Annotated in this window: 18 protein-coding genes and 1 tRNA gene; 9 read left to right on the forward strand and 10 right to left on the reverse strand. The window is 64.4% G+C overall.

Annotated features, from left to right (window positions below):
- Together rpoD and ACE3TQ_RS20345 are read left to right on the forward strand one after the other, a co-directional pair.
- Positions 1–1,664, forward strand: a 1,664-nt coding sequence (gene rpoD / locus ACE3TQ_RS20340) for an RNA polymerase sigma factor RpoD (RefSeq protein ID WP_374584390.1), incomplete at its 5' end; no start/stop codon positions are given.
- Positions 1,665–1,707: 43 nt separating this feature from the next.
- Positions 1,708–1,786, forward strand: a tRNA-Ile gene (locus ACE3TQ_RS20345).
- Positions 1,787–2,331: 545 nt separating this feature from the next.
- On the opposite strand, the gene ACE3TQ_RS20350 is transcribed toward ACE3TQ_RS20345, so the two are convergent.
- The 7 genes from ACE3TQ_RS20350 to ACE3TQ_RS20380 are packed head-to-tail and all read right to left on the reverse strand — an operon-like array spanning position 2,332 to position 10,449.
- On the reverse strand, positions 2,332–3,573 hold the full coding sequence (locus tag ACE3TQ_RS20350; RefSeq protein WP_374584392.1) for an NAD(P)/FAD-dependent oxidoreductase: 1,242 nt from the start codon (positions 3,571–3,573) through the stop codon (positions 2,332–2,334).
- A complete protein-coding gene (locus tag ACE3TQ_RS20355) occupies positions 3,570–3,914 on the reverse strand; it encodes a RidA family protein (protein WP_374584394.1) in 345 nt (114 codons plus the stop codon). Before ACE3TQ_RS20355 ends, ACE3TQ_RS20350 begins: the two co-directional genes overlap by 4 nt.
- Before the next feature lie 30 nt (positions 3,915–3,944).
- A complete protein-coding gene (gene kynA / locus ACE3TQ_RS20360) occupies positions 3,945–4,748 on the reverse strand; it encodes a tryptophan 2,3-dioxygenase (protein ID WP_374584396.1) in 804 nt (267 codons plus the stop codon).
- Positions 4,745–6,037, reverse strand: a complete 1,293-nt coding sequence (kynU, locus tag ACE3TQ_RS20365; RefSeq protein ID WP_374584398.1) for a kynureninase — start codon at positions 6,035–6,037, stop codon at positions 4,745–4,747. Before kynU ends, kynA begins: the two co-directional genes overlap by 4 nt.
- A complete protein-coding gene (locus ACE3TQ_RS20370) occupies positions 6,034–7,494 on the reverse strand; it encodes a M81 family metallopeptidase (RefSeq protein ID WP_374584400.1) in 1,461 nt (486 codons plus the stop codon). The genes kynU and ACE3TQ_RS20370 overlap by 4 nt, the downstream gene beginning before the upstream one ends.
- Complete coding sequence (locus ACE3TQ_RS20375; protein ID WP_374584402.1) at positions 7,494–8,825, reverse strand: MFS transporter; 1,332 nt, start codon at positions 8,823–8,825, stop codon at positions 7,494–7,496. The genes ACE3TQ_RS20370 and ACE3TQ_RS20375 overlap by 1 nt, the downstream gene beginning before the upstream one ends.
- Complete coding sequence (locus ACE3TQ_RS20380) at positions 8,818–10,449, reverse strand: serine hydrolase domain-containing protein (protein WP_374584404.1); 1,632 nt, start codon at positions 10,447–10,449, stop codon at positions 8,818–8,820. The genes ACE3TQ_RS20375 and ACE3TQ_RS20380 overlap by 8 nt, the downstream gene beginning before the upstream one ends.
- A 54-nt stretch (positions 10,450–10,503) precedes the next feature.
- Here ACE3TQ_RS20380 and ACE3TQ_RS20385 point away from each other — a divergent pair, with 54 nt between their 5' ends.
- Positions 10,504–11,112, forward strand: coding sequence for a TetR/AcrR family transcriptional regulator (locus tag ACE3TQ_RS20385; RefSeq protein ID WP_374584406.1), 609 nt, complete (start codon positions 10,504–10,506; stop codon positions 11,110–11,112).
- On the opposite strand, the gene ACE3TQ_RS20390 is transcribed toward ACE3TQ_RS20385, so the two are convergent.
- Both ACE3TQ_RS20390 and ACE3TQ_RS20395 read right to left on the reverse strand, forming a co-directional pair.
- Positions 11,072–12,112 (reverse strand): enolase C-terminal domain-like protein, encoded by a 1,041-nt coding sequence (locus ACE3TQ_RS20390; protein ID WP_374584408.1) that lies wholly within the window; start codon positions 12,110–12,112, stop codon positions 11,072–11,074. The genes ACE3TQ_RS20385 and ACE3TQ_RS20390 overlap by 41 nt on opposite strands.
- Before the next feature lie 20 nt (positions 12,113–12,132).
- Positions 12,133–14,400 carry a TonB-dependent receptor gene (locus ACE3TQ_RS20395; RefSeq protein ID WP_374584410.1) on the reverse strand — a complete coding sequence of 756 codons (2,268 nt, stop codon included), beginning with the start codon at positions 14,398–14,400 and terminating at the stop codon, positions 12,133–12,135.
- A gap of 173 nt (positions 14,401–14,573) precedes the next feature.
- Between ACE3TQ_RS20395 and ACE3TQ_RS20400 the strand changes: the two genes are divergently transcribed.
- On the forward strand, positions 14,574–16,103 hold the full coding sequence (locus ACE3TQ_RS20400; protein ID WP_374584412.1) for a hypothetical protein: 1,530 nt from the start codon (positions 14,574–14,576) through the stop codon (positions 16,101–16,103).
- A gap of 9 nt (positions 16,104–16,112) precedes the next feature.
- Positions 16,113–17,450, forward strand: a complete 1,338-nt coding sequence (locus ACE3TQ_RS20405; protein WP_374584414.1) for a hypothetical protein — start codon at positions 16,113–16,115, stop codon at positions 17,448–17,450.
- 7 nt (positions 17,451–17,457) lie between these two features.
- On the opposite strand, the gene ACE3TQ_RS20410 is transcribed toward ACE3TQ_RS20405, so the two are convergent.
- Positions 17,458–18,177, reverse strand: a complete 720-nt coding sequence (locus tag ACE3TQ_RS20410) for a hypothetical protein (protein ID WP_374584417.1) — start codon at positions 18,175–18,177, stop codon at positions 17,458–17,460.
- Between the two features lie 331 nt (positions 18,178–18,508).
- On the opposite strand from ACE3TQ_RS20410, the gene ACE3TQ_RS20415 reads away from it, so the two are divergent.
- The 4 genes from ACE3TQ_RS20415 (at position 18,509) to ACE3TQ_RS20430 (ending at position 23,907) form a co-directional block, all read left to right on the forward strand.
- Entirely contained in the window at positions 18,509–20,203 is a 1,695-nt protein-coding gene (locus ACE3TQ_RS20415; protein WP_374584419.1) for an OmpA family protein, read from the forward strand.
- 13 nt (positions 20,204–20,216) lie between these two features.
- Positions 20,217–21,854: a hypothetical protein gene (locus tag ACE3TQ_RS20420; RefSeq protein ID WP_374584422.1), complete on the forward strand. Its 1,638-nt coding sequence runs from the start codon at positions 20,217–20,219 to the stop codon at positions 21,852–21,854.
- Positions 21,851–22,684 carry a hypothetical protein gene (locus tag ACE3TQ_RS20425; RefSeq protein WP_374584424.1) on the forward strand — a complete coding sequence of 278 codons (834 nt, stop codon included), beginning with the start codon at positions 21,851–21,853 and terminating at the stop codon, positions 22,682–22,684. The genes ACE3TQ_RS20420 and ACE3TQ_RS20425 overlap by 4 nt, the downstream gene beginning before the upstream one ends.
- Before the next feature lie 161 nt (positions 22,685–22,845).
- On the forward strand, positions 22,846–23,907 hold the full coding sequence (locus ACE3TQ_RS20430) for a DUF5694 domain-containing protein (RefSeq protein ID WP_374584426.1): 1,062 nt from the start codon (positions 22,846–22,848) through the stop codon (positions 23,905–23,907).
- Position 23,908: the final 1 nt, after the last annotated feature.

A 23,908-nucleotide genomic window follows, 5' to 3' on the forward strand; every position in this document is an offset into this window, starting at 1 on the left:
ATAACGTCGCCACTGTCACCAGCGACGACGAGGCGGAAGCCGCCGCCGAAGCCGCGCTGTCCACCGTTGATTCCGACTTCGGCCGCACCACTGACCCGGTGCGCATGTACATGCGCGAAATGGGCTCGGTCGAGCTGCTGACCCGCGAGGGCGAGATCGAAATCGCCAAGCGCATCGAAGACGGCCTGCGCGACATGATCCAGGCGATTTCCGCCTGCCCGGTCACCATCGCCGAAATCCTGGCCACTTCCGAGCGCATCCGCCTGGATGAAATCAAGATCGACGAAATCGTCGACGGCCTGGTAGACGAGGAAGAAGAAGCCGCCGCAGCCGCGCCAGCCGCCTCCGATGAGGAGGAGGAAGACGAGGACGAGGAGGAAGAGGACGAAGAGGAAGAGGAAGAAGCGCCTAGCGCCAGCGCCGCCGCCGGCTACACCGCCGAGCAGCTGGAAGCGATGAAGCAGGCCTCCCTCGAAAAATTCGACTCCATCGCCAACCAGTTCGAGCGCATGCGCAAGGCGTTCGAGAAGGACGGCTACAACTCGAAAGCCTACCTGAAGGCGCAGGAAGCCATTTCGGCCGAGCTGCTGGGCATCCGCTTCACCGCCAAAGTGGTGGAGAAGCTGTGCGACACCCTGCGCGGCCAGGTCGATGAAGTGCGCCATATCGAGAAGCAGATCCTCGACGTGGCCGTGAACAAGTGCGGCATGCCGCGCGCCCACTTCATCAAGGTCTTCCCGGGCAATGAAACCAACCTGGAATGGGTCGATGGCGAAGTGGCTGCCGGTCACGCGTACAGCGCGATCCTGGGCCGCAACATCCCGACCATCAAGGAACTGCAGCAGCGACTGATCGACCTGCAAGCGCGCGTCGTGCTGCCGCTGCCGGACCTGCGCAACATCAACCGCCAGATGGCGGCCGGTGAAATGAAGGCGCGCAAGGCCAAGCGTGAAATGACCGAGGCCAACCTGCGCCTGGTGATCTCGATCGCGAAGAAGTACACCAACCGCGGCCTGCAGTTCCTGGACCTGATCCAGGAAGGCAACATCGGCCTGATGAAGGCGGTGGACAAGTTCGAGTACCGCCGCGGCTACAAATTCTCCACGTACGCAACGTGGTGGATCCGCCAGGCGATCACCCGTTCCATCGCCGACCAGGCGCGCACCATCCGTATTCCGGTGCACATGATCGAAACGATCAACAAGATGAACCGGATCTCGCGCCAGATCCTGCAGGAGACCGGTGCCGAGCCGGATCCGGCCACCCTGGCGATCAAGATGGAAATGCCAGAGGATAAGATCCGCAAGATCATGAAGATCGCGAAAGAGCCGATCTCGATGGAAACGCCGATCGGTGACGACGACGATTCCCATCTGGGCGACTTCATCGAGGACAACAACACGCTGGCGCCTTCGGACGCGGCGCTGCATGCCTCGATGCGCGGCGTGGTGAAGGATGTGCTGGACTCGCTCACCCCGCGCGAAGCGAAGGTGCTGCGCATGCGATTCGGTATCGAAATGTCGACCGACCACACGCTGGAAGAGGTCGGCAAACAGTTCGACGTGACGCGCGAGCGTATCCGCCAGATCGAAGCCAAGGCATTGCGCAAACTGCGCCACCCATCGCGCTCCGACAAGCTCAAGAGTTTCCTGGAAGGTAACTAAACTTGACGGATGGGGCCGCTGGCCCTATCCTGCCGGGTTCTCAGGGCCCTTAGCTCATGCTTGGTTAGAGCAGAGGACTCATAATCCTTTGGTGCGCGGTTCGACTCCGCGAGGGCCTACCAAATTTCGCTAGTCGTCCCTGGCGCTGTCATTCGATTGGTAGCCCACGGGAATGGAAAAGCCGCTTATCAGAGCGGCTTTTTTACATCTGGAGAACGCTAGTCCGGCTTAGGGGCTGGATGGCCGGCGGAGCATGAACCAGGCAAAGCAGGCGATGAAGGCAACGACTGCGGTTGCGATACCCGTCCTAACGGCGTAGTCCAACCCAATCCAGCCGCCAGTATTGGACAATAGCAAGAACAGGACGGTGGCGGCCACGCCGCACACAAGACCCACCATTAATGCTCCCACGAGTTTTAAGAACAATTCCCACCTCCTGAAAGATCAGTTGCGCAGTGCAATATTAATTATATGATAACTTTGCTCAATCTGGTAACGACCGAGTGAGAGAACGCCTTACGGGTCAAACCACTCGATGTGCGCCAGCAGTATGAGTGCCGGATCAAGGAGCTTCAGGAGCCGACGGTGACGCGATGCCGCGCCGGACGGTGTACTACAAGTCCGTCAAAGCAAAGTAATGCCGGCGGGTTTGCCCAGTGAGTTCCGATCAAACAAAACGGGCCGGTGAGTACGCTTCTGGCGGGACAAACGGCGTGGCGCTTTCCATCAGGTCCGCTAGCAGGCGCGCACTGGCCGGTCCCAGCGTGAAGCCTTGGTGCCCGTGACCAAAGTTGAACCATATGCCGCGATGACGCGGCGCCGGCCCAATCACGGGAAGCATATCTGCCACACAGGGCCGGGCGCCCACCCAAGGTACTTCCTCGAGCGGCGCACCGAGTCCCAGTAACTTATCCGCTTCCTGCTCCGCATGCGTGAGCTGGGTAGGAGTAGGCCGGTCCTGCATGCGGGCGATTTCGGCTCCCGTGGTAATCCGCAGGCCGCGACTCTGGGGTGACATGACGTATCCGCGCTCTGCGTCCAGCGTGGGAACGCTTACTGTGCCGCCACCGACATAGTGGCGATGGTAGCCGCGCTTGACGAACAGGGGCAGGCGATAGCCGAGCCTAGTTGTCAGCTGCCCGGCCCACGGGCCGAGGGCAATGACCACCTGGGGCGCCTGCAGCGGACCGTCAGCGCTTTCAATGCCCCAACCACTGCTTACGGGGCGCAAGCTATGAGCGTCGCCCATGACGAAGCGGCCGCCCAGTCGCTGGAACGCCTGGAAATAGTGCTCCACCAGGGCGCCAGGATCGGATGCGCTCCAGGAATCGGGCCAATGCAGTGCACCGGGCAGGCGTATCCGGAAGCCAGGCTCGGCCCGTTCCAGCGCGGTGCTATCCAGGGCCAGGTAGCCGATGCCATGAGTGCGCTGAATGCGCTCGGCGTCAAGGCATGCCGCCTCAAACACCGCTGCACTGCGGTACAGCATGCGTATGCCGGTCTTGCGGATCAGGGCCGCGGCCTGCGCCACTTCGATCAGCCGCGCGTGCGTTTCAGTGGCGTGGGAAATCAGGGCTGTGTAGTGCCGGGATATGCGCTGGTGGCGCGCCGGCGCGGATGCGCGCCAGTACCGCCACAGTTGCGGACTTGATTCCAGCATGGCTCGCAGGTGGTAGTTGACGCTGGCTTCGCGCCGCAGCAGCACCTGGCACAGGAAGCCAATCGCGCGCGGCATCGGGTAGGGCTCCACGGCCTCGCGCTGGATCACGCCGGCGTTGCCAAAAGACGTTTCCTGGCCCGGCATGCGGCGGTCGACCAGGGTCACGTCGTGCCCGCGCAGGGACAGTTCGAGCGCGATGCTGGTGCCGACCATCCCTGCGCCCAGCACCAAAATCTCTTGCTTCTTCATTTGTCCGGGATGGCCGCAACGGCGCTGATTTCAATCAGGGCGCCCGGCACCACGAGCGCCGCTACGACTGTGGTTCGGGCTGGGAATGGCGCAGGCATGTGCTCAAGGTAGGCACGGTTGAATTCAGCGAAATCCTGCGCGTGTACCAAGTGGACGGTTGCGTGCACCACATCTGCCAGCGTGAGACCGGCCGCCTCCAGTGTGGCGCTGATGCGCTGAAGTGTGAGCGCGGTTTGCTCTGCGATCCCCGGCGGAATGCTCCCGTCGGGAAGGAGGGGCAGTTCTCCGGACAGGAGCAGCAGGTCGCCGGCGCGGCGGGTCTTGGAAAAGGGAAGGGTCATGGTTCAGTGTGAGGAAAAGGTTGTGCGCGCTCAAAGGGCATTACGCACGCTCCACAGTTCAGGAAAAAGTACGATATCGAGGGCCTTGCGCAAATAGGACGCGCCGGAAGTGCCGCCAGTGCCGCCTTTGAAGCCGATCACGCGTTCGACCGTGCATACGTGCCGGAAGCGCCACAGCCGGAATGCTTCCTCAAGGTCGACCAGCTTCTCGGCCAGCTGATACAAGTCCCAGTATTGTTCCGGACTACGGTAGACCTCCAGCCAGGCTGCTTCCACCGCCGCGCTGGCGGCATACGGCGCAGTCCAGTCGCGTTCCAGGTGCGAGTCGGGCACGGCGAGGCCACGGCGCGCCATGCATGCCAGGGCCACGTCGTACAACGATGGCGCGCGCAGGGCGGCGTCCACCGCAGCCAGACGCGCCGCGTGGTGCGCATGCGGCTGGCGCATCAAGGGATTCTTGTTCCCTAGCCGGAATTCGATGCACCGGTACTGCCAGCTCTGAAAGCCGGAACTGTTGGACAACGACGGCCGGATCACGCTGTACTCGGCGGGCGTGAGCGTGGACAGTACATCCCACGCGTGCACCAGCTGGGCCATAATGCGCGACACGCGGGCGAGCATCTTCAGGGCGGGCTGGCATGCATCGGCTGCCAGGCTCGCTGCCGCATCCTGCAGTTCGTGCAGCATGAGCTTCATCCACAGTTCGCTTACCTGGTGCTGGATGATGAAGAGCGGCTCATTGCGATCTGCCGACAGCGGGTGCTGCGCCGCGAGCACCTGGTCGAGGTGGAGGTAGTCGCCGTAACTCATGTCTTGCGAAAAATCGAGTTTCATGTGACGGCTCCCCGGCGCGCGTAGCGCGCATCACGCCAGGCGTTTGTCGCCAGGACGTCTGCCAGTTCGGCTGCGGCATCCCACGCGTCGGTGTAGCGCGTGTACAGCGGCGCGAAGCCAAAGCGCAGGATACCGGGCGCCCGGAAATCTCCGACGACGCCCCGCGCGATCAAAGCCTGCATGATCGGATAGCCGCCTTCCGGATGGGAGAAGCACACCTGGCTGCCGCGCGCTGCCGGGTCGCGCGGCGTCACCAGCGTGAGCCCATGCCCGGCACAGCGGCGCTCCACTTCATCGATGAACAGGCTGGTCAAGGCGATCGATTTTTGGCGCAAAGCCGTGAAGTCCCCCGCAGCCAGCAAGGTGTCGACGCCACATTCGAGGGCGGCCATGCTGAGCAACGGTGGCGTTCCGCACAGGAAGCGACGGCTGCCCGCCGCCGGCTGGTACGCGGGGCTGAACGCGAACGGGTCCATGTGGCCGAACCACCCGGGCAGCGGTTGGTGGCATCTGTCGGCCAGGCGCGCATGCACCCAAACGAAGGCTGGCGCGCCCGGTCCGCCATTGAGGTACTTGTAGCCGCAGCCGACGGCGAAGTCGCTGCCACTGCCATTCAGGTCGACGGGGACGGCCCCGGCGGAATGCGCCAGGTCCCACACCGTAAACGTCTGATGGCGTTGCGCCAGGCGGTTCAGCGCAGCCATGTCGTGCATGCGCCCGGTGCGGTAGTTGACGTGGGTAAGCAGCAGTACGGCGGCGTCGCCGCGCTCCAGAAGGTCCGGTATCTGTTCGGGTGCCTCGGCCAGGACGAGCACGCAGCCATGCGCCTCCGCCACGGCATGCGCGATGTAAAGGTCCGTGGGGAAGTTGTCGCGTTCGGAGATGATGACGCGCTGGCGGGGGCGGTCGCGGCGCGCCAGGCCAAGGGCCGCGTGCAGCACCTTGTACGTGTTGATGGAAGTGGAATCGGTCACCACCAGCTCGCCCGGTTGCGCGCCGACCAGCTGGCAGATCTTGTCCGCGATCCGGTGCGGCAGGTTGACCCAGCCAGCATCATTCCACGCGCCGACCAGGTGCCGGCCCCATTCGGCGCAGGCCATTTGCTGCAGGCGCGCGGTTGTCGCGCGCGGCAGCGCGCCAAGGGAATTCCCATCGAGGTAGATAAGGCCGGCCGGCAGTTCGAACAGGGAGCGGCTGCGGGCCAGCGGATCGTCGTGATCCAGCGCAAGGGCAGCCTCCCGGGTTCGGGGGAGAGGGTGGGGGCTGGCGCCGTTCATGTGTTCACTCATGCAAGCTCCGGGGCGGGGTTGTCAACGGCTGGGAAGTAGTGGCGGCCACGGCGCCGGTATGGCAAGTGCGCAAAATCCATCGATAGCGCGGCCCCGGTTTCGACGATGCGGCAGTGGCTTGAAAGGCGGGAAAACTCGGCGTAATAGTGGTGGCTGGATTTGACGCCGATCACTACCGCCTCGTGCAAAGGAACGCCCAGGTTCGTGAAAGCCGTGGGCGACAAGGTTTGCTGGCGGCGGGAAATGAGTACGATGTCGGTGGCACCGCAGCGCACCCAGGCCGCGGCGCCAAGCGGATCGACGAGCGGCCCTATACTTTGCGTGTGATGATCCGTCACTGCGCATACCTGCACGTCCAGGTTGAGCGGCGTTCCGGACGAAGGACCCGCTTTACCGCCCACGCGCAGCATGACGCGGGCACCTGCCCCAGCAACGCGGCATTGGGCCACGGCGGCCGGGTCCCACAGCATGCCGAAGGCGCTGCGCAATTCCGGGCGCGCAACCAGTGCAGCGAGCAGTCCGGTGTGGTCGCATGGTGCGCCCCCGCCCGGATTGTCGCCCGCATCGGCGACGATGATCGGGAGCGGGCCGTCGAGTGGCGCAAGCAGGATGTCGTCCACGCTCTCCAGCGCTGGCAGCAGGTCGTAGCGGGCACGGTACATGCGGCGCGCCAGTTGATGCGCCACCGCTGCGGCACGATCGGGGGCGCCATCGGCGATGACCAGGGCTTTGGTGCCGGCTTGCTCCACATCGGCCCATGGGAAGCCGTGGACAATGCTGGCCGAAAGAATGCCCGGCTCCTGCTCGGCCGTGGATAGCGCGTCCACGATGGCCCGCATCGGTTGCCCGGTGGTCGGGTAGAAGCCGACCATATGGCAATCCACCACGGCCGTCACCGGGCGCACCTGGCGCAACGCGGCCCGGCGGCACAGCGCATACAGCTCCGCAGCGCGCGCTATAAAGTCGGTGTGCGGGTATTCGCGCATCAGGATCAGGGCATTCGCATGTTCTGTCATCGCGGCGCTCAGATGGCAATGCGGGTCCAGGATGGCGCCCACGATGCAATCCGCACCGACATGCGCTCGCACGTGCCGCAGCAGGTCGCCCTCGCAATCATCGATGCCCTCGGCGACCATGGCCCCGTGCAGCGTCAGGAGCACCATGTCAACGGGTCCTGCTGCAGCCAGTGCAGCCAACAGCTCGTCGCGCAGCGCGACGTAGACCGAAGCCTGCACCGGACCTGCGGGTTGGGCGATGGCGTACAGGCCCTCGACAATCTCGTCGCCATGCTGCCGCGCCAGCTGGCGCCAATGCTCGGCCACCGGCCCGCAGATATTCAGGTCGCCCGCTGCCACCGGCCCGCGCACGACGCCCAGCTCTTCGAAGGATGCAAGGGTGGTGGGAAAGTCGGAAAAAGTATTGGTCTCGGTAGCGAGGCCGGAAACGAAGATCTTCATTAGGAGGCATCCTTGTGGAGGCGTGTGGCGAGCGGGAACAGCACCAGAATGGCTGCGAGGAGTGCGGCGGTGGGTACGCCTGTGTACAGCCATGCCAGGCGGCCGAGCGCCGCCGAATTGGCGGCAGCCAAGGGCGCATCAAGGCGGCCGACCCAGTCCAGGCCAAAGCCCATCACAATCCCGCCCAGCGATTGGCCGAGCTTCTCGGCGGAGAACAGGATGCCGAGATAAAGGCCGAGGCTCTCGCCCGCGCCCTGCATCCTGGTGGCGGCTTCGATTGCCAGCGTGGAAATCAGCACCGTCAGCACGCCGACAGCGAAGCCGAACACGATGCCGCCGGCGACAAGGGACGCATGCACCCGCGGTCCGCTGGTAAACCAGATTACTCCAGCCAGCGCCAGGATCAGCGCCGCACCAAGCAGTGTCTGGGTGCGCAAGCGGGCAGTCAGCCAGGGCGCAACAGTCACGCCCACGAGCAGTGCCAGGAACACTGGCGTCAGCAGGATGGACAATTGTTCGGGAGCGCCATGCAGCAGGTGCTTGTTTGCAAACGGCAAGGCGCTGAACAGGGCGGTGGTACTTGCGCCCAGCAGGATCAGGATGGCCACGATGCAGTAAAAGGCGCGGTTGCGCAGCGTCGCGCGCAGGGCCGGCAGCAGCGGCTGCGCGCGCTCGGTCGTCGCGCCAGCGCGCATGGGCACACGCCGCACCATGACGAGGCACAAGGCGCAGGCCATGAACGCGGCTACCGCAAGCACCGCAGCCATACCCAGGTAGCCTCCCTCATAAGTGTGGAAAGCGGATGCCAGTTGCGGCGCAGCGACCGATACCGCCAGTCCCGCGATGGTCTGGCCAAGCGCGCGAGCCGACATCAGCCGCGTGCGGCCCGTCGTATCATCGGCCAGGTCGCTGACGATCGCCGTGTGGGCGACCGCAAACACCGTCAGCAGGACAGCCTGGATAATCAGCAGGATGCCGAGCACGCACACCCGCAGCGGCAGTGGCAGCCCGCTCATGGGGACGAACAGCAGGACCAGTACGATCGGCAACGCCACAGTGCCGATGGCGATCAGGTGGCTGCGGCTGCCCGAGCGGCGCGCCCACTGGTCGGTACGGCGGCCAATCACAGGATCGAGCACCAGGTCTGTGAGCTTGGGTAGCGCCAGCAGGATGCCGGCCACCGCCGGCGGCACCTTGGCGAACTCCGTCAGGTAGAACAGGAACAGCAGCGGAATGACGCCGGCGCCGAGCGATACCCCGAGCGCGCCGGACCCGAAGCCGGCGACCACGCCGTGCCGCAGCACGGGTGCCTGGTGGTTGGCGTTATTCATGGCTGAGGACTTCCCGCAGGCGCAGGTTGCGGGTGCGCGAAGTGTCCAGCACGAGGGTGCGCGCGCCGTCCACTGGAGGCGCAAGCCGCAAGGTGCCGTTGAGCGGCAACGCGGGGTCGAGGCAGGTGAACTGGCACATATCGTCCAGCAGCGGCTCTACCCGATACCGGTTGCGGCCATATAGGCCGGAAACCTTCAACACGGCTGGGTCGCCCGGCTCGATCGTAAGGTCGGCACCCAACTCATGGCTGTACCAATGGCCGAGAAACTGCGAAAGCACCGCGCTCGCATCCGCTTTCCCGGCCAGGCGCTCGCAATGCAAGCGCTCGCCCTGCTCGATCACATCGAGCGCAACTACCTGGCCCTGCGCATTGGTGACGGGGTGGACATCGAGCGCGATCACCGCCAGCAGGTTCACGCGCAGGCTGCCGTCCGCGCCTTCCAGAAGCGGCAGCGGCATGCCGAACATGTGCAGGAACAGGCGCTCGTCGCGTCCCTCGATGCGGAAGTGGCGGCCGCTGGTCCTGCATACGTAATCGCCGGCCAGGCTGGCGGCCAGGTGGCCCGGCGCCGGCACCTCAGGCGCGGACAGTTCCGGTTCGAGCAGTGCGGCCAGCAGGTTCTGGGCGATGTCCGGCGCGCCGATATCGGACCGGTTGCTCATCACGATGATCTGCAGGTCGTGGTCCGGCGCGGCCAGCATCTGGCAGCTTCCCCCGACAACTCCGCCTGCATGGTGTATCAGCCGTACGCCGCGCCACTGCTCCTGGATCAAGCCAAATCCGTAAGTCTGCACGTGGCCGTTGGCGAGGATGGTGGGCGCCATCAGTTCCTCCGACAGGGATTGCGGCCAGAGCGTTGGCGCGCGCAGGTGCGTGAGCCAGCGCTGCATGTCGTCCAGCGTCGATGCGATCCCGCCTTCGCCCAGGATCACTGCCGGGAACAGGGATTTGGTGAAGCGCCCGGACGGGTGGCCCATGTGGGTCATGGCACTTCCGGGCAGAGGGTCGAGGTCGTTGGACCAGAGCGAGGTGTCGTGCATCGACAGGGGGGCGAACAGGTGCTGGCTCAGAGCCTGGGCAAGCGGCATGCCAAGCACGCGCTCGATGATGAGCGACAGCATCCGGTAGCCGCCATTGTTATAGATGAAGCGCGTCCCGGGCGCGAAGTTCTCGTCCTCCTGGCGGCATTGATAACCGTAAGCGCCGTCTTCCGGCAGGATGGCCAGGCCATTGGAAATAAGCGAGAGGTCGAGATAATCGCGGGTGCCGCCGGTGTGGCTCATGAACTCACGCAATGTGCGGCGGCCTTGCGAGGCAGGCAGTTCGGGCAGCCAGCGGGCCACTGGTTCGTCGATCGACAGCAGGCCCTGGTCGCGCAGGAGCAGGGCCAGGGCGCAGGCGAAATGCTTGGTGGTGGAGCCAATTCGCATCTTGGTTGCCGGGGTATTTACCAGTCCGGAATCCAGGCTTGAAAGCCCCAGGCCGCGGCGCACCAGTGTCTTGCCCCGGTGCCGCACGCTGACGATGAGGCCCGGCGCGTCGTCGCGCCCCAGCCCAGCGAGCACCTTGTCGATGCGTTCCTGGTCGTTCAACTTCGTTTCGGTGATTTCAGTCATTTCCATGGCAGGTGCTTTCACAGTAAAATAAAAGAATAATCATTCGTTTTTTTAGAGCCTATGCCCAAACGCGACGAATCCCATATGGCCGCCATGCGGCAGCAAATCCTCACCGCGGCGCGCACTATTTTTGAAAAGAAGGGCGTCTCGGCCTCGTCGATGAGCGACGTCGCGGCGCAGGCAGGCCTGTCGGTCGGGACGATCTATGTGCACTTCAAATCCAAGGACGAGGTGCTCAAGCAGTTGATCGAGACAGCGGCGGTGGACCAGAATCCGTTCGACCAATGCAAGGGCGCGCCAGAGCTGCTGGGCCTCGTGGAGGCGATCCTGCGCAAGCAGGACAACCTTGGCGCGGAAGCCCAGGCGGCGCGGACCGCGCTCGAAGTGGCCGCCATCGCGCGCCGCAATACCGAGGTGCAGGAGATCGTGGTGCGTAATTTCGACCAGCTCCGTTCGTCCCTGCTGGATGCGGTGGTGCGCCTGGGCAGCCTCAATGCGCACATCGACAAGGCGACCGCACTGGCCATCGGCGAAGCCCTGATGGCCTTGCTGGTGGCAGCCCAGGCGCAGATGCTGATCGGCGTGCCGACGGCGCTGGACGCCAAACTTAAGGCGGCGCGCCTGCTGGTTACGACGCTGCATGGCGCACCGGTAAAGGCGAAGCGGTAGCAACCCGCTGGACGGCGGGCAGGTGAAAAGCTGCTTCGGGATATGTAATGGTCGCGTCGGCATACTGCGCGGGAAGGCTGGTGTCGCTGGCCATCAGCAGGGGCGCATCGAGATCCACCAGGTCGGCAAATTGTGCGGCGATGAAAGCAGGCAGCAGCGCCAACGAGCGGCCGCCCATGCAGCCAACCATGACCTTGAGGCCGCGCCGCCGCGCCTCGAACGCCAGCGTCAGTGCGGAGCTGAGACCGCCGCATTTGTCCAGTTTAATGTTGGCGACATGGTAAAGCTGGGCGACGCGCTCCAGGTCTTCCAGGGTCTGGAGCGATTCATCGGCAGCGAAAGGGATGGGCGAGCGCACTGCGGCGAGCAGGTGGTCGCTCGCGGCGGGCAGCGGCTGCTCGATCATCTGGACCTGGCTGTCTAGCAGCGGGCCGAACATGTTATCCAGATGGTCGAGCGTCCAGCCCTCGTTCGCGTCGACGAACAGTCGGGCGTCGGGGCGTGCGGCGCGCACCGCGGCCACGCATGCAGCGTCGTCCGCAGTGCCGCCGAGCTTGAGCTTGAGCGACTTCATCGCCTTGTGCCGGCGTGCGTGATCGGCCATGGCGTCTGGACTGCCGAAGCCCAGCGTTACCATCGTCGTTTGCGGCAGGACGCGCGGCAGGAACGCAGGACCATAGAATGGCTGCTGGCGCTGGGCTGCGCTGAGCTGCCACAGGCACCAGTCCAGCGCATTACGCGCACCGCCTGCAGGCATCTGCTGCACGACGGACCAGGCGGCGCTCAGGTCGTCGGCCAGCCGAGGCGCGATAGCATCCACCTGCTGGCGCATGGCAGGGCCGCTTTCGCCACGATAGAACACCCCGGCTGCCTCGGACTGCGCCACGCGCCCCTTGTGATGCAGGTTGACCCGCAAGACGTTCTGACCCACCAGTATGCGGCCTGCTATCGCCAGCGGTTCCTTGAAAAAGATCTCTTCAATAAACGATTCGACGTGCATGGTTTTCTCCGTTTGCCGTGTCAATAGGTGGCGCTGAGCTGGATGCCGACGGTGCGCGAGGGCGCCAGATTGACCCGGGCAGGCGCGCCCGCCAGGCTAAAGGCGGTATCGGCCGAGGTCTGGGCGCGCGCATTGGTCAGGTTGCGGACAAAGAAGCCAAGGCTGGCATGTGCGAATTCAATGCCGGCGCGCAGGTCAAGCGTCGCATAGCTGGGCATGCGGTACTGCAGCACGCCGGGTTGTGCGGCAAAGGCGTTCACCCGGTCGCCGGTGTGGCGCAGGGTCAGGCCTACATAGGCCGGGCGCTCGTCGAGCAGGAAGTCGCGGTCAGCCTGCAGCGCGGTGGACAATTTTGCGGTGTCCGGAAGGCGGTCGCCTGCCTTGCCGCCCAAATCGGCGCTGTCGTCCTGCAAGGTGGAATGGATGACGCTGAGCGCGCCCGCCAGCCGCCATCCGGCCCCCGGTCGGGCGCGTACCGTCCATTCGAGACCGCGCGAGCGGGCCCTGCCGGCATTACCGATGCCAGAAAAACCGGCATTCGAGGTGAATGCCTGCATGTCCTTCCAGTCGATCCTGAACAGTGCCAGTTCCGTCGTCGCCTGTCCCGGCACCAGGTCGCCTTTCCAGCCCAGCTCGTAGCTCCAAAGGCTGTCGGAGCGGAAGAAGGGTTTGTTCAGGGGCTGGCCAGTGACCGGATTGACGATGACTGGCAAAGGGCCGCCGGGACGGTAGCCGCTTGCCGCGCGCGCGTACAGCGCCTGGTGCGCGGCCGGGCGCCAGCGGCCGGTCAGGAGCCAGGTGGTTACGTCTTCGGACGAACTGGCGCCAGGTAATGGTGGCGGGGCGAAAAGACCGTTGAAGGTCTGGTTCAAACGCTGGCTATTGTGCCCGCGCCGCACGCCCAGCGTGGCATCGGCCTGTTCGTTCAGGTAATAGGTGCCGGTGGCAAAGAGCGCCGTTTCGCGGAAGGTTGACGGGAATGTGGCGTTGGCCAGCAGCGGCGCTATTGGCTGGCGCTCCGCATTGAGCGGATTCAGGATCTGGCTCTTCGAGCCCGCCTCGTCGGTAAAAAATGCGCCGGCGAGCCATTCAAAGACGCGGCTGCGCGACGAGGTGAAGCGGATTTCCTGCGTCAACTTGCGGTTGTAGAAGCTGTAGTCGAGTGCAAAGCCGGCGGCTGTGATGCCAAGCGGCGCCAGGTAGGCGCTGTACAGGGCCGACGGGTCGGCGCGTCCTTCGTTGCGTGAGCGCTGCCAGCCCGTGATGGCGTCGAATGTCCCCCAACTGAATTTCGCGTTGAGCGACAGCGAGACCAGGTCGTTGCGTACTTCGTTGGGCTCTTCCACGAACAAGCGTTTGGCCCGGCCGCGCACAGCAGGCTGCCCGGTGGCAAGGTCGACATCTTCGCTCGATGAACCGTCGCGTTGCTGGTGCTGGGTGAATGCGGCCAGGCGCAGCGACCAGTCGGCGCTGGGCGCAAAGTGTAAAGCGATACGGCCGCCATTGATGTCTGAACCGTCGGCCAGCCGGTTGCTATGTCCGAGGTCGCGGATGAACCCACGGTTGGCGCGACGGTAAGCCGTGGCACGCAGCGCGGCGTGCTCGCCCAGCGGTGCATTGACCACGCCGCGCACCACATGGCCTGGGCCGCCCCCTCGGGTTGACGACAGTTCAGTCGTGACTTGGGCGCTGGCGGTGCCCAGTTCGGGTTCGATGGCGGCGTATTTGATTAGCCCGCCCATCGCGCCCGCGCCGTAGAGCGTGCCCTGCGGGCCCCGCAAGACTTCCACTGCACGCAGGTCGAACAGGCCGAGGTCAAGCGCATTGGAGCCGCCGCCCGCGTAGGCCGAACTGGAGCCGAACGGCACGTCATCGATGTACATGCTGACGGTAGCGCCAACCTGGGCGCCGGTAGTGATTCCCCGCATTGTGATCTGGCTCTGGCCCGAGCCGCTGCCCGCCTGGTTGTAATTCAGGCCGGGGAGCAGGGCGGAGAGGTCGCCGAGTGACTGGTAACCGCCCCGTTCGAGTGCATCGCCGCGGACCACGTCCGCTGTCAAGGGAACCTCCCTGGCGGGCTCGCGGCGACGCTGTGCCGTGATGATGACTGTTTCAACAGGCTCGTTGCCCTCGGCCGTTTTGTCTCCGGACACGCTGGGCGCGGACTGCGCTGAGGCGGGCTGCGCCATCGCGGCCAGCGCGGCAAGAATGGCGAAGCGGAGGTGGATTGGCCGGGGGGGCGGGACAACGTTCAAAGCGGCACAGCCAAAAATCATCACAGGGCGCATCAGTGTCTCCATAATGAATGAACATTCGTTTTTTTAATTATGGAAGGGAGGAGTGCGGAACGCAAGCGATTTTTGTCGGTGCCTAAATTCGGGGTGTTTGCCTGATAAGGACGCGGGAAACCGCGCGTTTGGGGGCGGTAGTGTCTCTTGTTGATATGGTAATCTTCCGCACCATGAAGATTTCCCGCACCCTCGCAGCAGCTGTAACAGCGCTTTCGTTTTCACACGCTCAGGCCCTGGACCTGCAGGTCAAGGCCAGACAATTCGATCCCACCCACATCGGCTTTGCAGCGGATGGCGCGCGCGCCTGCCTGGTTGGCGATAACTTTGATCCTGACGCCGCGCAGAACAGCGGTGAGTTGCTGGTGGTCGATTACAAGACCAATGCACTGCTGTGGAAGAAGCACATCCCTGCGCCGAATGGCTATGTGGCCCTGACTGCGGCGCAATGCGCGTTCGACGGTGAATTCGTCTACGTGCTGGCCAACGTCAACACGCAGGCTGCGCAATCCTTGAACCAGACCTTGGTTTACATCCTCCAGTTCAGCGCCGACGGTAAGCAAACCGGCTACAAAAAACTTTCCCTCGCTGGACGGAATAAATTCGCCTACACGCTGGCGCCGCTTGCATCCGGCGTTCAAGTCGCGGGCTACGTCAAGGACGAGGATAACGACGCGGAATACTATTCCCTCTTCACCGTGCAGCTTGATAGGAACCTGGTTGAGGGCAGGCAGAACGTCCGCAAGACAGGCGCGTTTAACAGCTCGGCGAGCGCGCGCTTCGTTGGCGAGCGTTTGTATATTGCCGGCGGCTTTAGCCCTTCAAAATTAGGCAAGACGGATTATGTGGACGATTACGCGCATTCGCAGCTGCTGCCGAATGGCGGATATGTTTGGAGTGTGCGTCCCTTCAAGCAGAAAGCGCGCGACGTGAAGCAGGAGGTTTCGCCGCGCGGCGTGACCTACTCGCTGTCCGGTGATGAGGGCATTTCAACGCTGGCGGTGACCAGCCCGGAAGGCAAGCCTCTGGCGTCCGCCAGCTATGAGGGAAGATTCTGCAAGACGTATTCGATGGCGGAGTACGGCAATGCCTTGCTCGCTGTGCGACAGCCCTGCGGCGGCAAGGGGAGTGCCCGCGAGCTGCGCAGGATTTCCCCGTCCAGCGGTAGGGAAGACGCGTTGCAGTTGGCCGCTGGAGAACCGTTGTTCGTCGCCGCGCATGACGGCCACTGGTTCCTTCTGTCGAAGGATGGCGCGGGCGACTTGTCGCTGAATGTTGGGATGGTGAACGAGAAACAGGCTGCCGATGCGGGGTCGCGCTTCAAGCTGAACTCCGGCGGGGTGGAGCACTCGCTGCAGGTCAGCCGCTACCAGGTGGACAACAAAGGCGTTCCATCCTTCGACTACGTGTACGAGCAGCGCGCGGGTTCCTGCCGCTTCAGCGTGACAGGCCATGCGGTTGCCGGCTTTGATGAGAGCAAGGGCAAGGTTGAACTGGAGGTTTTCAACCTGCAGGACGACGACGGCAAGCCGCTGCCGCAGATCCTGGTCTATTACGACGATGCGTCCACGTTCACGTTGCCCTTCAAGGGAGCGCCCAGACAGGTGTCGTTTGACCGCACGCTGTCGCCCGAGCAGTTGAAGCGCAGCTGCGGCAGCCAGGATAGCGCGCAGCTGTCCTTGCTGTTCAACGAGAAGGCGTGAAGCAGGATTATGCGACCGTCAGCGCTATCGCGGTTTTCCCTGCTCGCCGTCGCATTCCTGCTTGCCTCGTGCAACTCGGACCATCCTCCCAGCGGGCCATACGCCAAGTGGCTGGAGAATGGGGAGGAGGTCGAGTCGACCGAGCAGGTGGGGCCGTTCACCGTCCTTCACATTCGTTATCGCCCTTCTGGCTGGGGCAGTTTTCATGGTACGGGCCACAATCTTGACCGGGTCCTCCATGCTGCGAAGGTGGTCGTCGAAAAATCCGAAATCAGCAAGCCATGGGAGGGGACCGGGGCTCCTGCGGTCCTGAGCTACGTCTACGCTGGCGACAAAAGTCCGCTTCATGTGGTGTATGAGCGCAAGGGAAAGCCGGTTGTCGAGCGTATTGATGGCGATCGCATTGGTCTGACCTTGGGCGAGCCTGTGGGGCCTGGTTTGCGCTATTTTGAAGTGGAGTCGGGCACGCATATTGGTTTCCTGCTCAAGGCCTTTCCGCTGCAGGTGTTTGCGGTGCCGAGGGGCGCGGAGCATTCGAAGTTTGCGTATCTGGCTGGCCTTGCGCCGGACTTCAAGGCTTTTGCGCTGGCCGATTCTCCTGCGACGCCGACCGCGGTTATTGTGGTCGATGCGCAGGGCAAGCTGGGTGATCCGATCCCCATGCCGCTCATGCCCGGCGCCTCCCGGGAAATTGCGGGGGATCGGCCGTCGGAACTCGCCCGGGCCTGGTTTGATTCCCACTTCGCCTGGCAGAAGAATGCGGAGGGGCGCTGGGACATCGTCAGGGCCACGACGGATGCGCCCGGCGCTGCCACGGCTAACCCGGTTGAGGAGCTGTTCCTCGATGCCAGCATGGGTTACCGCACCTGCTTCGGCGGCAATGCCATCGCTTGCTTGCGCGGCTGGCAGAAAGTGCCGGCGGAGGGCAAGGCGATGCAGGATCTGTTCTGCTGCGACACGCCTTACTTCTACAAGCCAGTCCAGACGGTGCGGGCTTTCGGTGCGCCCGTCCGCCGCTTGCTCTACGCGCCTGCTGCCGGCGGTGCGGCTTACCACCTTATCCTCAATGCGCCGCCAGAGCAGGTGATGCGTGAGCTAAGTGCGCGGGTTGAGAGGCGCGGCTTCAGGCATCTGAACCACGAGCAGATTACGGAGGAAAGCATTGCGGGCTTTGTGGGCAAGGATTTCTATCGCACCGGCAGCCTGGTGCCACAGAACGACGCCAGCGGGGCGCAACAACTGGTGCTGCCGACAGTGACCCTGCGCGTTGAAGCGTTCGAGCAGGGCACCATCATTTACACCCTGGCGCGCTACCCGGCGCTGGAGGGCGCCGGGGCGGCGAAGTAGGGGGCGCTTAGAAGCCGGCCTGGGTCAGCCAGGCTGGCATGTCCACCAGCCTGATTGCCGGATCGCCCTGCAGGTTGCGCTGCACCAGCGGGCGGTTGCGGATGCCGGTCAGTACCAGCACGCGTTTGCCGGGGTGTTCGCTGACGGCGCGCTTCACCATATCCGCAGTGTGCTTGTCCCAGCGCTCGTCGGCGTCCTTCATCACCGGGCCCAGGATTTCGGCGTGCAGGCGCGCGCTGGCGTCGATCATTTCAGTCGTGACGTCATCCTGCACGCGGGCTGCGCTGCTCCAGTGCTTGCCGAGCATGGCGTACATATTCTTTTCGGTGCGTTTGAAGCTGGCCGACAGCGCCGGCTGCTCTTTGTCGAACTGCTGGATGCGCGACTTCACCGCTTCGACGATCTCGCTGAACATTGGTTCGGCCGGCTCGGCGGGGTAGGTGATGAACTTGCGCTTGTCCATCAAGGGGAAGATGCCGTTGGTGTATTCGACCTTGCCGGGGAAGACGCTGCGCTTGCGCAGCTCGTCCGGGGTTACGTCCAGCACCAGCACGTCCGGTGCTACCTTTTCGACGATGCGTACCAGTGTTTCGACGTTATACGCCGGTACCTGCTCGTGGCGTTTGTACAGGGTACCAAGCAGGAATACGTCGTTGGCTGCCAGGGCCGGGCTGATGCCGGCGACGACCAGGGCGGCCGCCGCCAGGCAGCGGGATAGTGTCTTCATAGTTGTCTCCATGTCTGGATCAGGTCGAAGTGCCTGATCTGGCGAACATCATAAACGCATCCCGCTGGCCCGGCTCACTGGGACGAATTTGCCGCCCGCACCGGTGTTCGGGGGCGGGACAGCGCTGAGCGTTTGCGGACAGCAAATCCGGCGCCGGAGCCTTTGATCTTCCTCAAGCCTGGGACCTATCGCCTTTCTAGACTGTATAGGTCAAAACAACATTCTGATCATATTTATTAGGAAATAATGTTTCTATGAATCAAATTTTGTGAGAAGATCTATTTTTGTAAAATGAATAACCTTATTGTTGGTTAAATATCGAGGGATGCGTATGAAGAAAGCCATAGTCGCCGTAGTTGGCGCCACCATGTTGACGAGCTGCGCAACCGATCCACGGACCGGCCAGCCTTCGTTCAAAGAGACTTTCGCCAGCGACGATCCGTGCTCGAACAATTCGCGCAATATCGGCATTGCGGTCGGTGCGATCGCCGGTGCCATCATCGGCAACCAGGTCAAGCATTCGGACAAGGGCCGAATCCTGGGCGCGCTGGTGGGCGCTGCCGCCGGCGGCCTGATTGGCCACGATATGGACCGCCGCCGCTGCGAGCTGGCGCGCGTGGCCAAACAGTATGAGCTGGACATGACGGTGGCGAACGTGTCGGCCGACGGCACGGTGCAGGCGGCGAGCGATCCGGCGCAGGCCAGCAGCAGCAAGGACGCGGGCGTTGGCATGGTGGTGGAAGTGCGCGACAAGCAGGGCGAGGGCGCCCAGTTCGACAGCAATTCCGACCAGCTGACGCCGCGCGCGCAGTCCTACTTCACGGCGATCGCGCAATCGTATTCCGCGCGCACCATGGCCAGCCATATCCAGGACCCGGCGGAGCGCCAGAAGTACATTGCGCAGATCGCGTCGCGCAAGATCCTGTTGATCGGCCATACCGACGATACCGGCAGCTCGCGCCTGAATGCGGATCTGTCGGAGCGCCGCGCCAAGGCCGTGACGGAATTCATGGAGAAGCAGGGCATCCCGCGCGACGTGCTGTTCTACCAGGGCGCCGGCGAGTCCTATCCGATTGCCGATAACGCCAGCGAAGAAGGACGTGCGCGCAACCGCCGCGTTGAAATCGTGGAGGTGGCCGATGCCGGCACCTTCGAGCGTTTCCTCGCTGCGCGCAAGCCGCGCTATGCGTTCTATCGCACGCAGGAGGCGGCCGCGCGTCCGGCCGACCCGGCGGCGCAGCAAAAGCCTGCCGCGCCAGCCGCACCGGCGGCGCCGGCCAGGCTGGCGAAGGAGAAGGCCGCACCAGCCAGGGCGGCAGAAGCCAGGGTGGCGGAAGCCAAGGCGCCTGCGGCCAAGGCTGGCGCGCGCGTCGCAGCGGCAACGCCGGCCGCCCCGGCGCTGCCTGCGGCGCCCGCCGCCACCCGCGCGCGCAGCAGCGGCCCGGCACTGGATTTTGGCGGCATGCCGCTGGCCAAATCCAGCGCCATCGCAAGCATCGGCCAGCTGGAATCGAACAAGTCCTACTTCTCCCTGATCAGCAGCGCGCATGCGTCCGAGATGGCCGACCTGGCCGATTGCACGCGCGACCGGCCACGCGTGGCGCACGGGGTCAAGTCGCTGGCCAGCGGCAAGACCTACCGCACCAGCGAGTTCCTGCCCGGCCTGTACGGCAAAACCTGGACCGACCAGGTCAACGCGCACCAGATTGTGCTGAACAAGGTTTCCGTGCTGGCGGGCGACGGTTCGCTGGCCAACCTGCCGGAGTTCAAGGTCTACGCCAATTACAACCCGGCGCGCAACAGCAACCCGGTGCCGGACGTCAGCCTGTCGCCGGAGGTGAACACTTACCTGGGTGAACGCGGCTTGCTGTACCGCGTGTTCCTGGACGGCCGCGCCGGCCTGTCCTGCGTCGACATCGTGTTCCATAGCGAAGGCGGTCCGGCGGCCAAGGCGGGCCGTATCGTGTACGAGCGCGGCGCGGTGCAGTACGCAGCAGATTTCAAACCAAAGATCTACCAAAAATAAAAGGGGAAACGCAATGAAAGAGTTCTTTCAAACCTATCCATTGCTGGCGTGGAGCGTGGTCAGCACGCTGTGCGCGGCGGTGGTGATCATGCTGTTGTGGGAGAAGGTGAAGTGGTGGTGGTTTAACACCTGGGTCAGTTTCCCGGTGATCGGCCGCATTGCGCGCCTGTCGCGCGATCCGAGCGCGGACCAGTCGTTCCCCGGCTGGTACACCGCCGAGCGCACCCTGTGCCAGGAGTACAAGGACTTCGCGCATATCCAGGACGAGCATGACTTCAACGAAAAGAAGACTTACCTGAAAAAGGCTGGCGACAATGGCCGCAGCTCGATGCCGGGCTGGATCTGGGCTTTGACGGTGGTGATGGTCTTTGTCGAGGCAATGGGTTTCTCCTACGTGCTGGCCGGCTACACCATTCCAGGCGCCAGTGAGAACCTGCAGCAGACGGGCGCTTACGGCATCGCTTTCCTGATCTCGGTGGTGCTGGTGGCATTCACCCACCTGGCGGGCCACCAGCTGTATCGCTCGAACCTGATCAAGAATGCGCGCAAGGTGTGGGTGGCCAACGGCTGCGAACCGCCGCTGAAGGACGGCACCCTGGGCCTGGATGAACCGCAGACCAAGGACAACCATGAACCGGCCTGCAACCAGCTGTGCAGCCGCGTGGGCGCGCATCCGAACTACTTCCTGTGCTGGGGCACCCTGGTGTTCGTGGTGATTATCGCCGGCTTTGCGACCTATGTGCGCGGCCAGGTGCTGGAGAAGGAGCTGGCGGCGCGCGTGACGCTGGCCAGCCAGCAGACGACGCAGGGCGCCGCCCCGGCGGCCGATGGCATGAATATGTCGGCCGACCCGGTGCGCCTGCCAAGCGCGGATGAGGCTTCGGACAGCAGCGCCGACAAGAAGGCGGTCGCGGACGAGGCCAGCCTGGATCGCCACGGCGGCTGGGCTACCTTCATCATCCTGGCCTTCATCTTTGTGTTCCTGCAGATCCTGGGCGTGATCTTTGGCTTCCGCTGGGGCTTTGCCGGCAAGGAAAGCGCGCAGGCCTTCCGCGATATCGGTGGCGGGCGCTATTCCAGCTATGCTGCGGTGCGCGAGAACTATCGCCGTACGGCGGATACGGCGCAGGCGCGCCTGGCCGTGCTGCAGCAGCGCATCATGAAAAATACGGGCGATAGCGGTACGGTCGGTACCCGCCTGAAGAAGACGTTCCGCGACTTCATGCAGGAGTCGCGCGTGCTGGACGAGGCGGACCGCGATGACCAGCGCCGCCATGCCGAAGCTACCGCGCAAAAGGCCGCCCTGGCGGCAGCCCAGGCTGCGCAGGCGGAAGCCGCAGCGGCGGCTGCGGCTGCGGCAGCGGCAGCGGCACAGGCGCCAGCACAGGTGCCGGCAGCGGCTGCCGCTCCCGCAGCGGCCGCGCCGGTGGCACCAGCGCCGGCCGCCCCGGCCGCGCAGGACGCCGCCGTGGCGGGCCTGTCCGACGTGCTGGCGCGCCTTGCCGCGCTGGGCGAGAACAAACAGGCCAAGCTCGACCTGCTCGATTCCCTGCCGGCCGACACCCGCGCCGCTGTGATCGAAGCGCTGCGCGTGCAGAAGGCGGAAGCCGAGCGCAAGGCGCGCGATGCGGAAGTGGAGGGCTTGCTGTGAAGTGGACTTTGCTGGCTGCCCCGCTGCTGTTCTCCGGCTCCGTGATGGCGGCGCAGCTCGACGCCATCCGCAGCTGCTATGAGAAGCCGTTGCCTGCGCCGCGCGTGCCGGAAACGGAGCTGATCGTCGCCATCGACCAGACCACGCCACTCAGCCCATCGCTCAAGCAGCTGGTGGCCGACAACGTCAAGTCCTACCTGCAGCCCGGCCACGCATTTTCGATTGCGGTGTTCTCGGCCTACACCCAGGGACGCTACACGGAAGTGCTGGCCTCGGGCCGTATCGAGGCGCCGCTGGAGAAGGCGGTGCGTGACGATATCTCCAAGCCGGTGCTGGCCAAGTTCGAACAGTGCCTGGGGCGCCAGCCGGCGCAAGCCATGCAGGTGGCGGGCGGCGCACTGCGCGCCGCCTTTGCCGAAAGCAGCGGTTCCATCGCCAAGTCCGACGTGCTGGCCAGCCTGAAAGCCGTCTCCGCGCTGGCGGCCGAATCGCGCTCGCCGCAGAAAATCGTGCTGATCGTGTCCGACATGCTGGAGAACTCCACGGTCGCCAACTTCTACGCCGAGCAAGGCAAGGCCGTGCGCAAGATCGACGCCGGCAAAGAACTGCGCGCGGTGGAAGATAGCAAGCTGCTGGGCAATTTCGGCGGCGCCAAGGTGTATGTGATGGGCGCCGGCCTGCTGTCGGCCGATGCCGCCAACGCCAAGGCCTATCGCGATCCGAAGACCATGCAGGCGCTGGCCGAATTCTGGTCGGCCTACCTGCGCAAGTCGAACGCCGAGCTGGTGGAGTTTGGCCAGCCGGCCTTGCTGCGCCCGATGCGCCAGTAAGGGCGGTTCAGCGTCCTTGAGGGCAGGCCGCACCGCGGGTGGGAGCCTGCCCTTTTTGCTTTCCATTCCCACGATCCTGCAGGCTGTCGGATCGGCAGGGCGGCGCAGCGCGCGCCCCTTTACCATCGCCGCTCCGATTGGCAACAACGCGAAAGGGCGATATGGACAAATGGAGCAAGGCAGCATTGGCAGTAGTGGCAGTAGTGGCGGCGGCACCACTGTTGGCGCAGGCGCAGGCAGACCTGACGCAGCTGGACCGGGACATGGCCGGTCCCAAATCGAAAGTGCTGGTGCTGGGCACCATGCATTTGAGCGGCATGCCGGCCGGCTTCAAGCCTGCGGCACTGGATAGCGTGATCGACCGGCTGGCGGCTTACAGGCCGGACATCATCACCATCGAGCAGGAGCCGGGCGAGGATTGCGACCTGGCCGCGCGGCATCCGGCCAAGTACGGGCCGGACTGGTGCCCGAGCACCAAGGCGGCGCAGGAGGCGACGGGCCTCGATATCCCGGCCGCGCTGGCCGAGGTGGACAGGACGCTCAAGAGCTGGCCTGCACAGCCGGCGCCAGCGCAGCGGCGGCGCCTGGCGGCCGCCTTCCTGGCGGCGAACGAGCCGGCATCGGCCCAGGTGCAATGGCTGCAGCTGGCGCCGGCCGAGCGGCGCGAGGGCGATGGCTTGAATGCGAAGCTGGTCGAGCGCCTCGGCAAGCTAATGCAGCGCAAGAACGAGGACAACCTGATCGCCGCGCCGCTGGCGGCGCGCCTGGGACACCAGCGCGTGTACGCGGTGGACAACCACACCGGCGACCGCATCGACGTGCGGGATATCAAAGCTTTCGTGAAGTCGATCGAGGCGGTATGGGCCTCGGGCAATGCGGAAATGAAGGCCATGCAGCAGCGCGAAGGGGAGCTGGCGCAGGCGGACGACCTGGTGCCGCTGTACCGCTACATCAACGCGCCGGACAGCATGCGTATCTACGCCGAGTCCAACGTGCTGCCGATGATGCGCGCCAGGTCGGCCGAAGGCTATCCGCAAATATGGGTCGGCGGCTGGGAGGTGCGCAACCTGCGCATGGTGGCCAATATCCGCGAGACTTTCCGCGAGCGGCCCGGCGCGCGCGTGCTGTCCATCGTCGGCGCATCGCACAAGCCGTGGTTCGACGCCTGGCTCGGCCAGCTGCAGGGTGTGGAAATCGTCGACGCGGCTGAAGTGCTGAAGTAGC

It is taken from the genome of Pseudoduganella sp. (assembly GCF_041914865.1).
Lineage (GTDB): Bacteria > Pseudomonadota > Gammaproteobacteria > Burkholderiales > Burkholderiaceae_D > Rugamonas.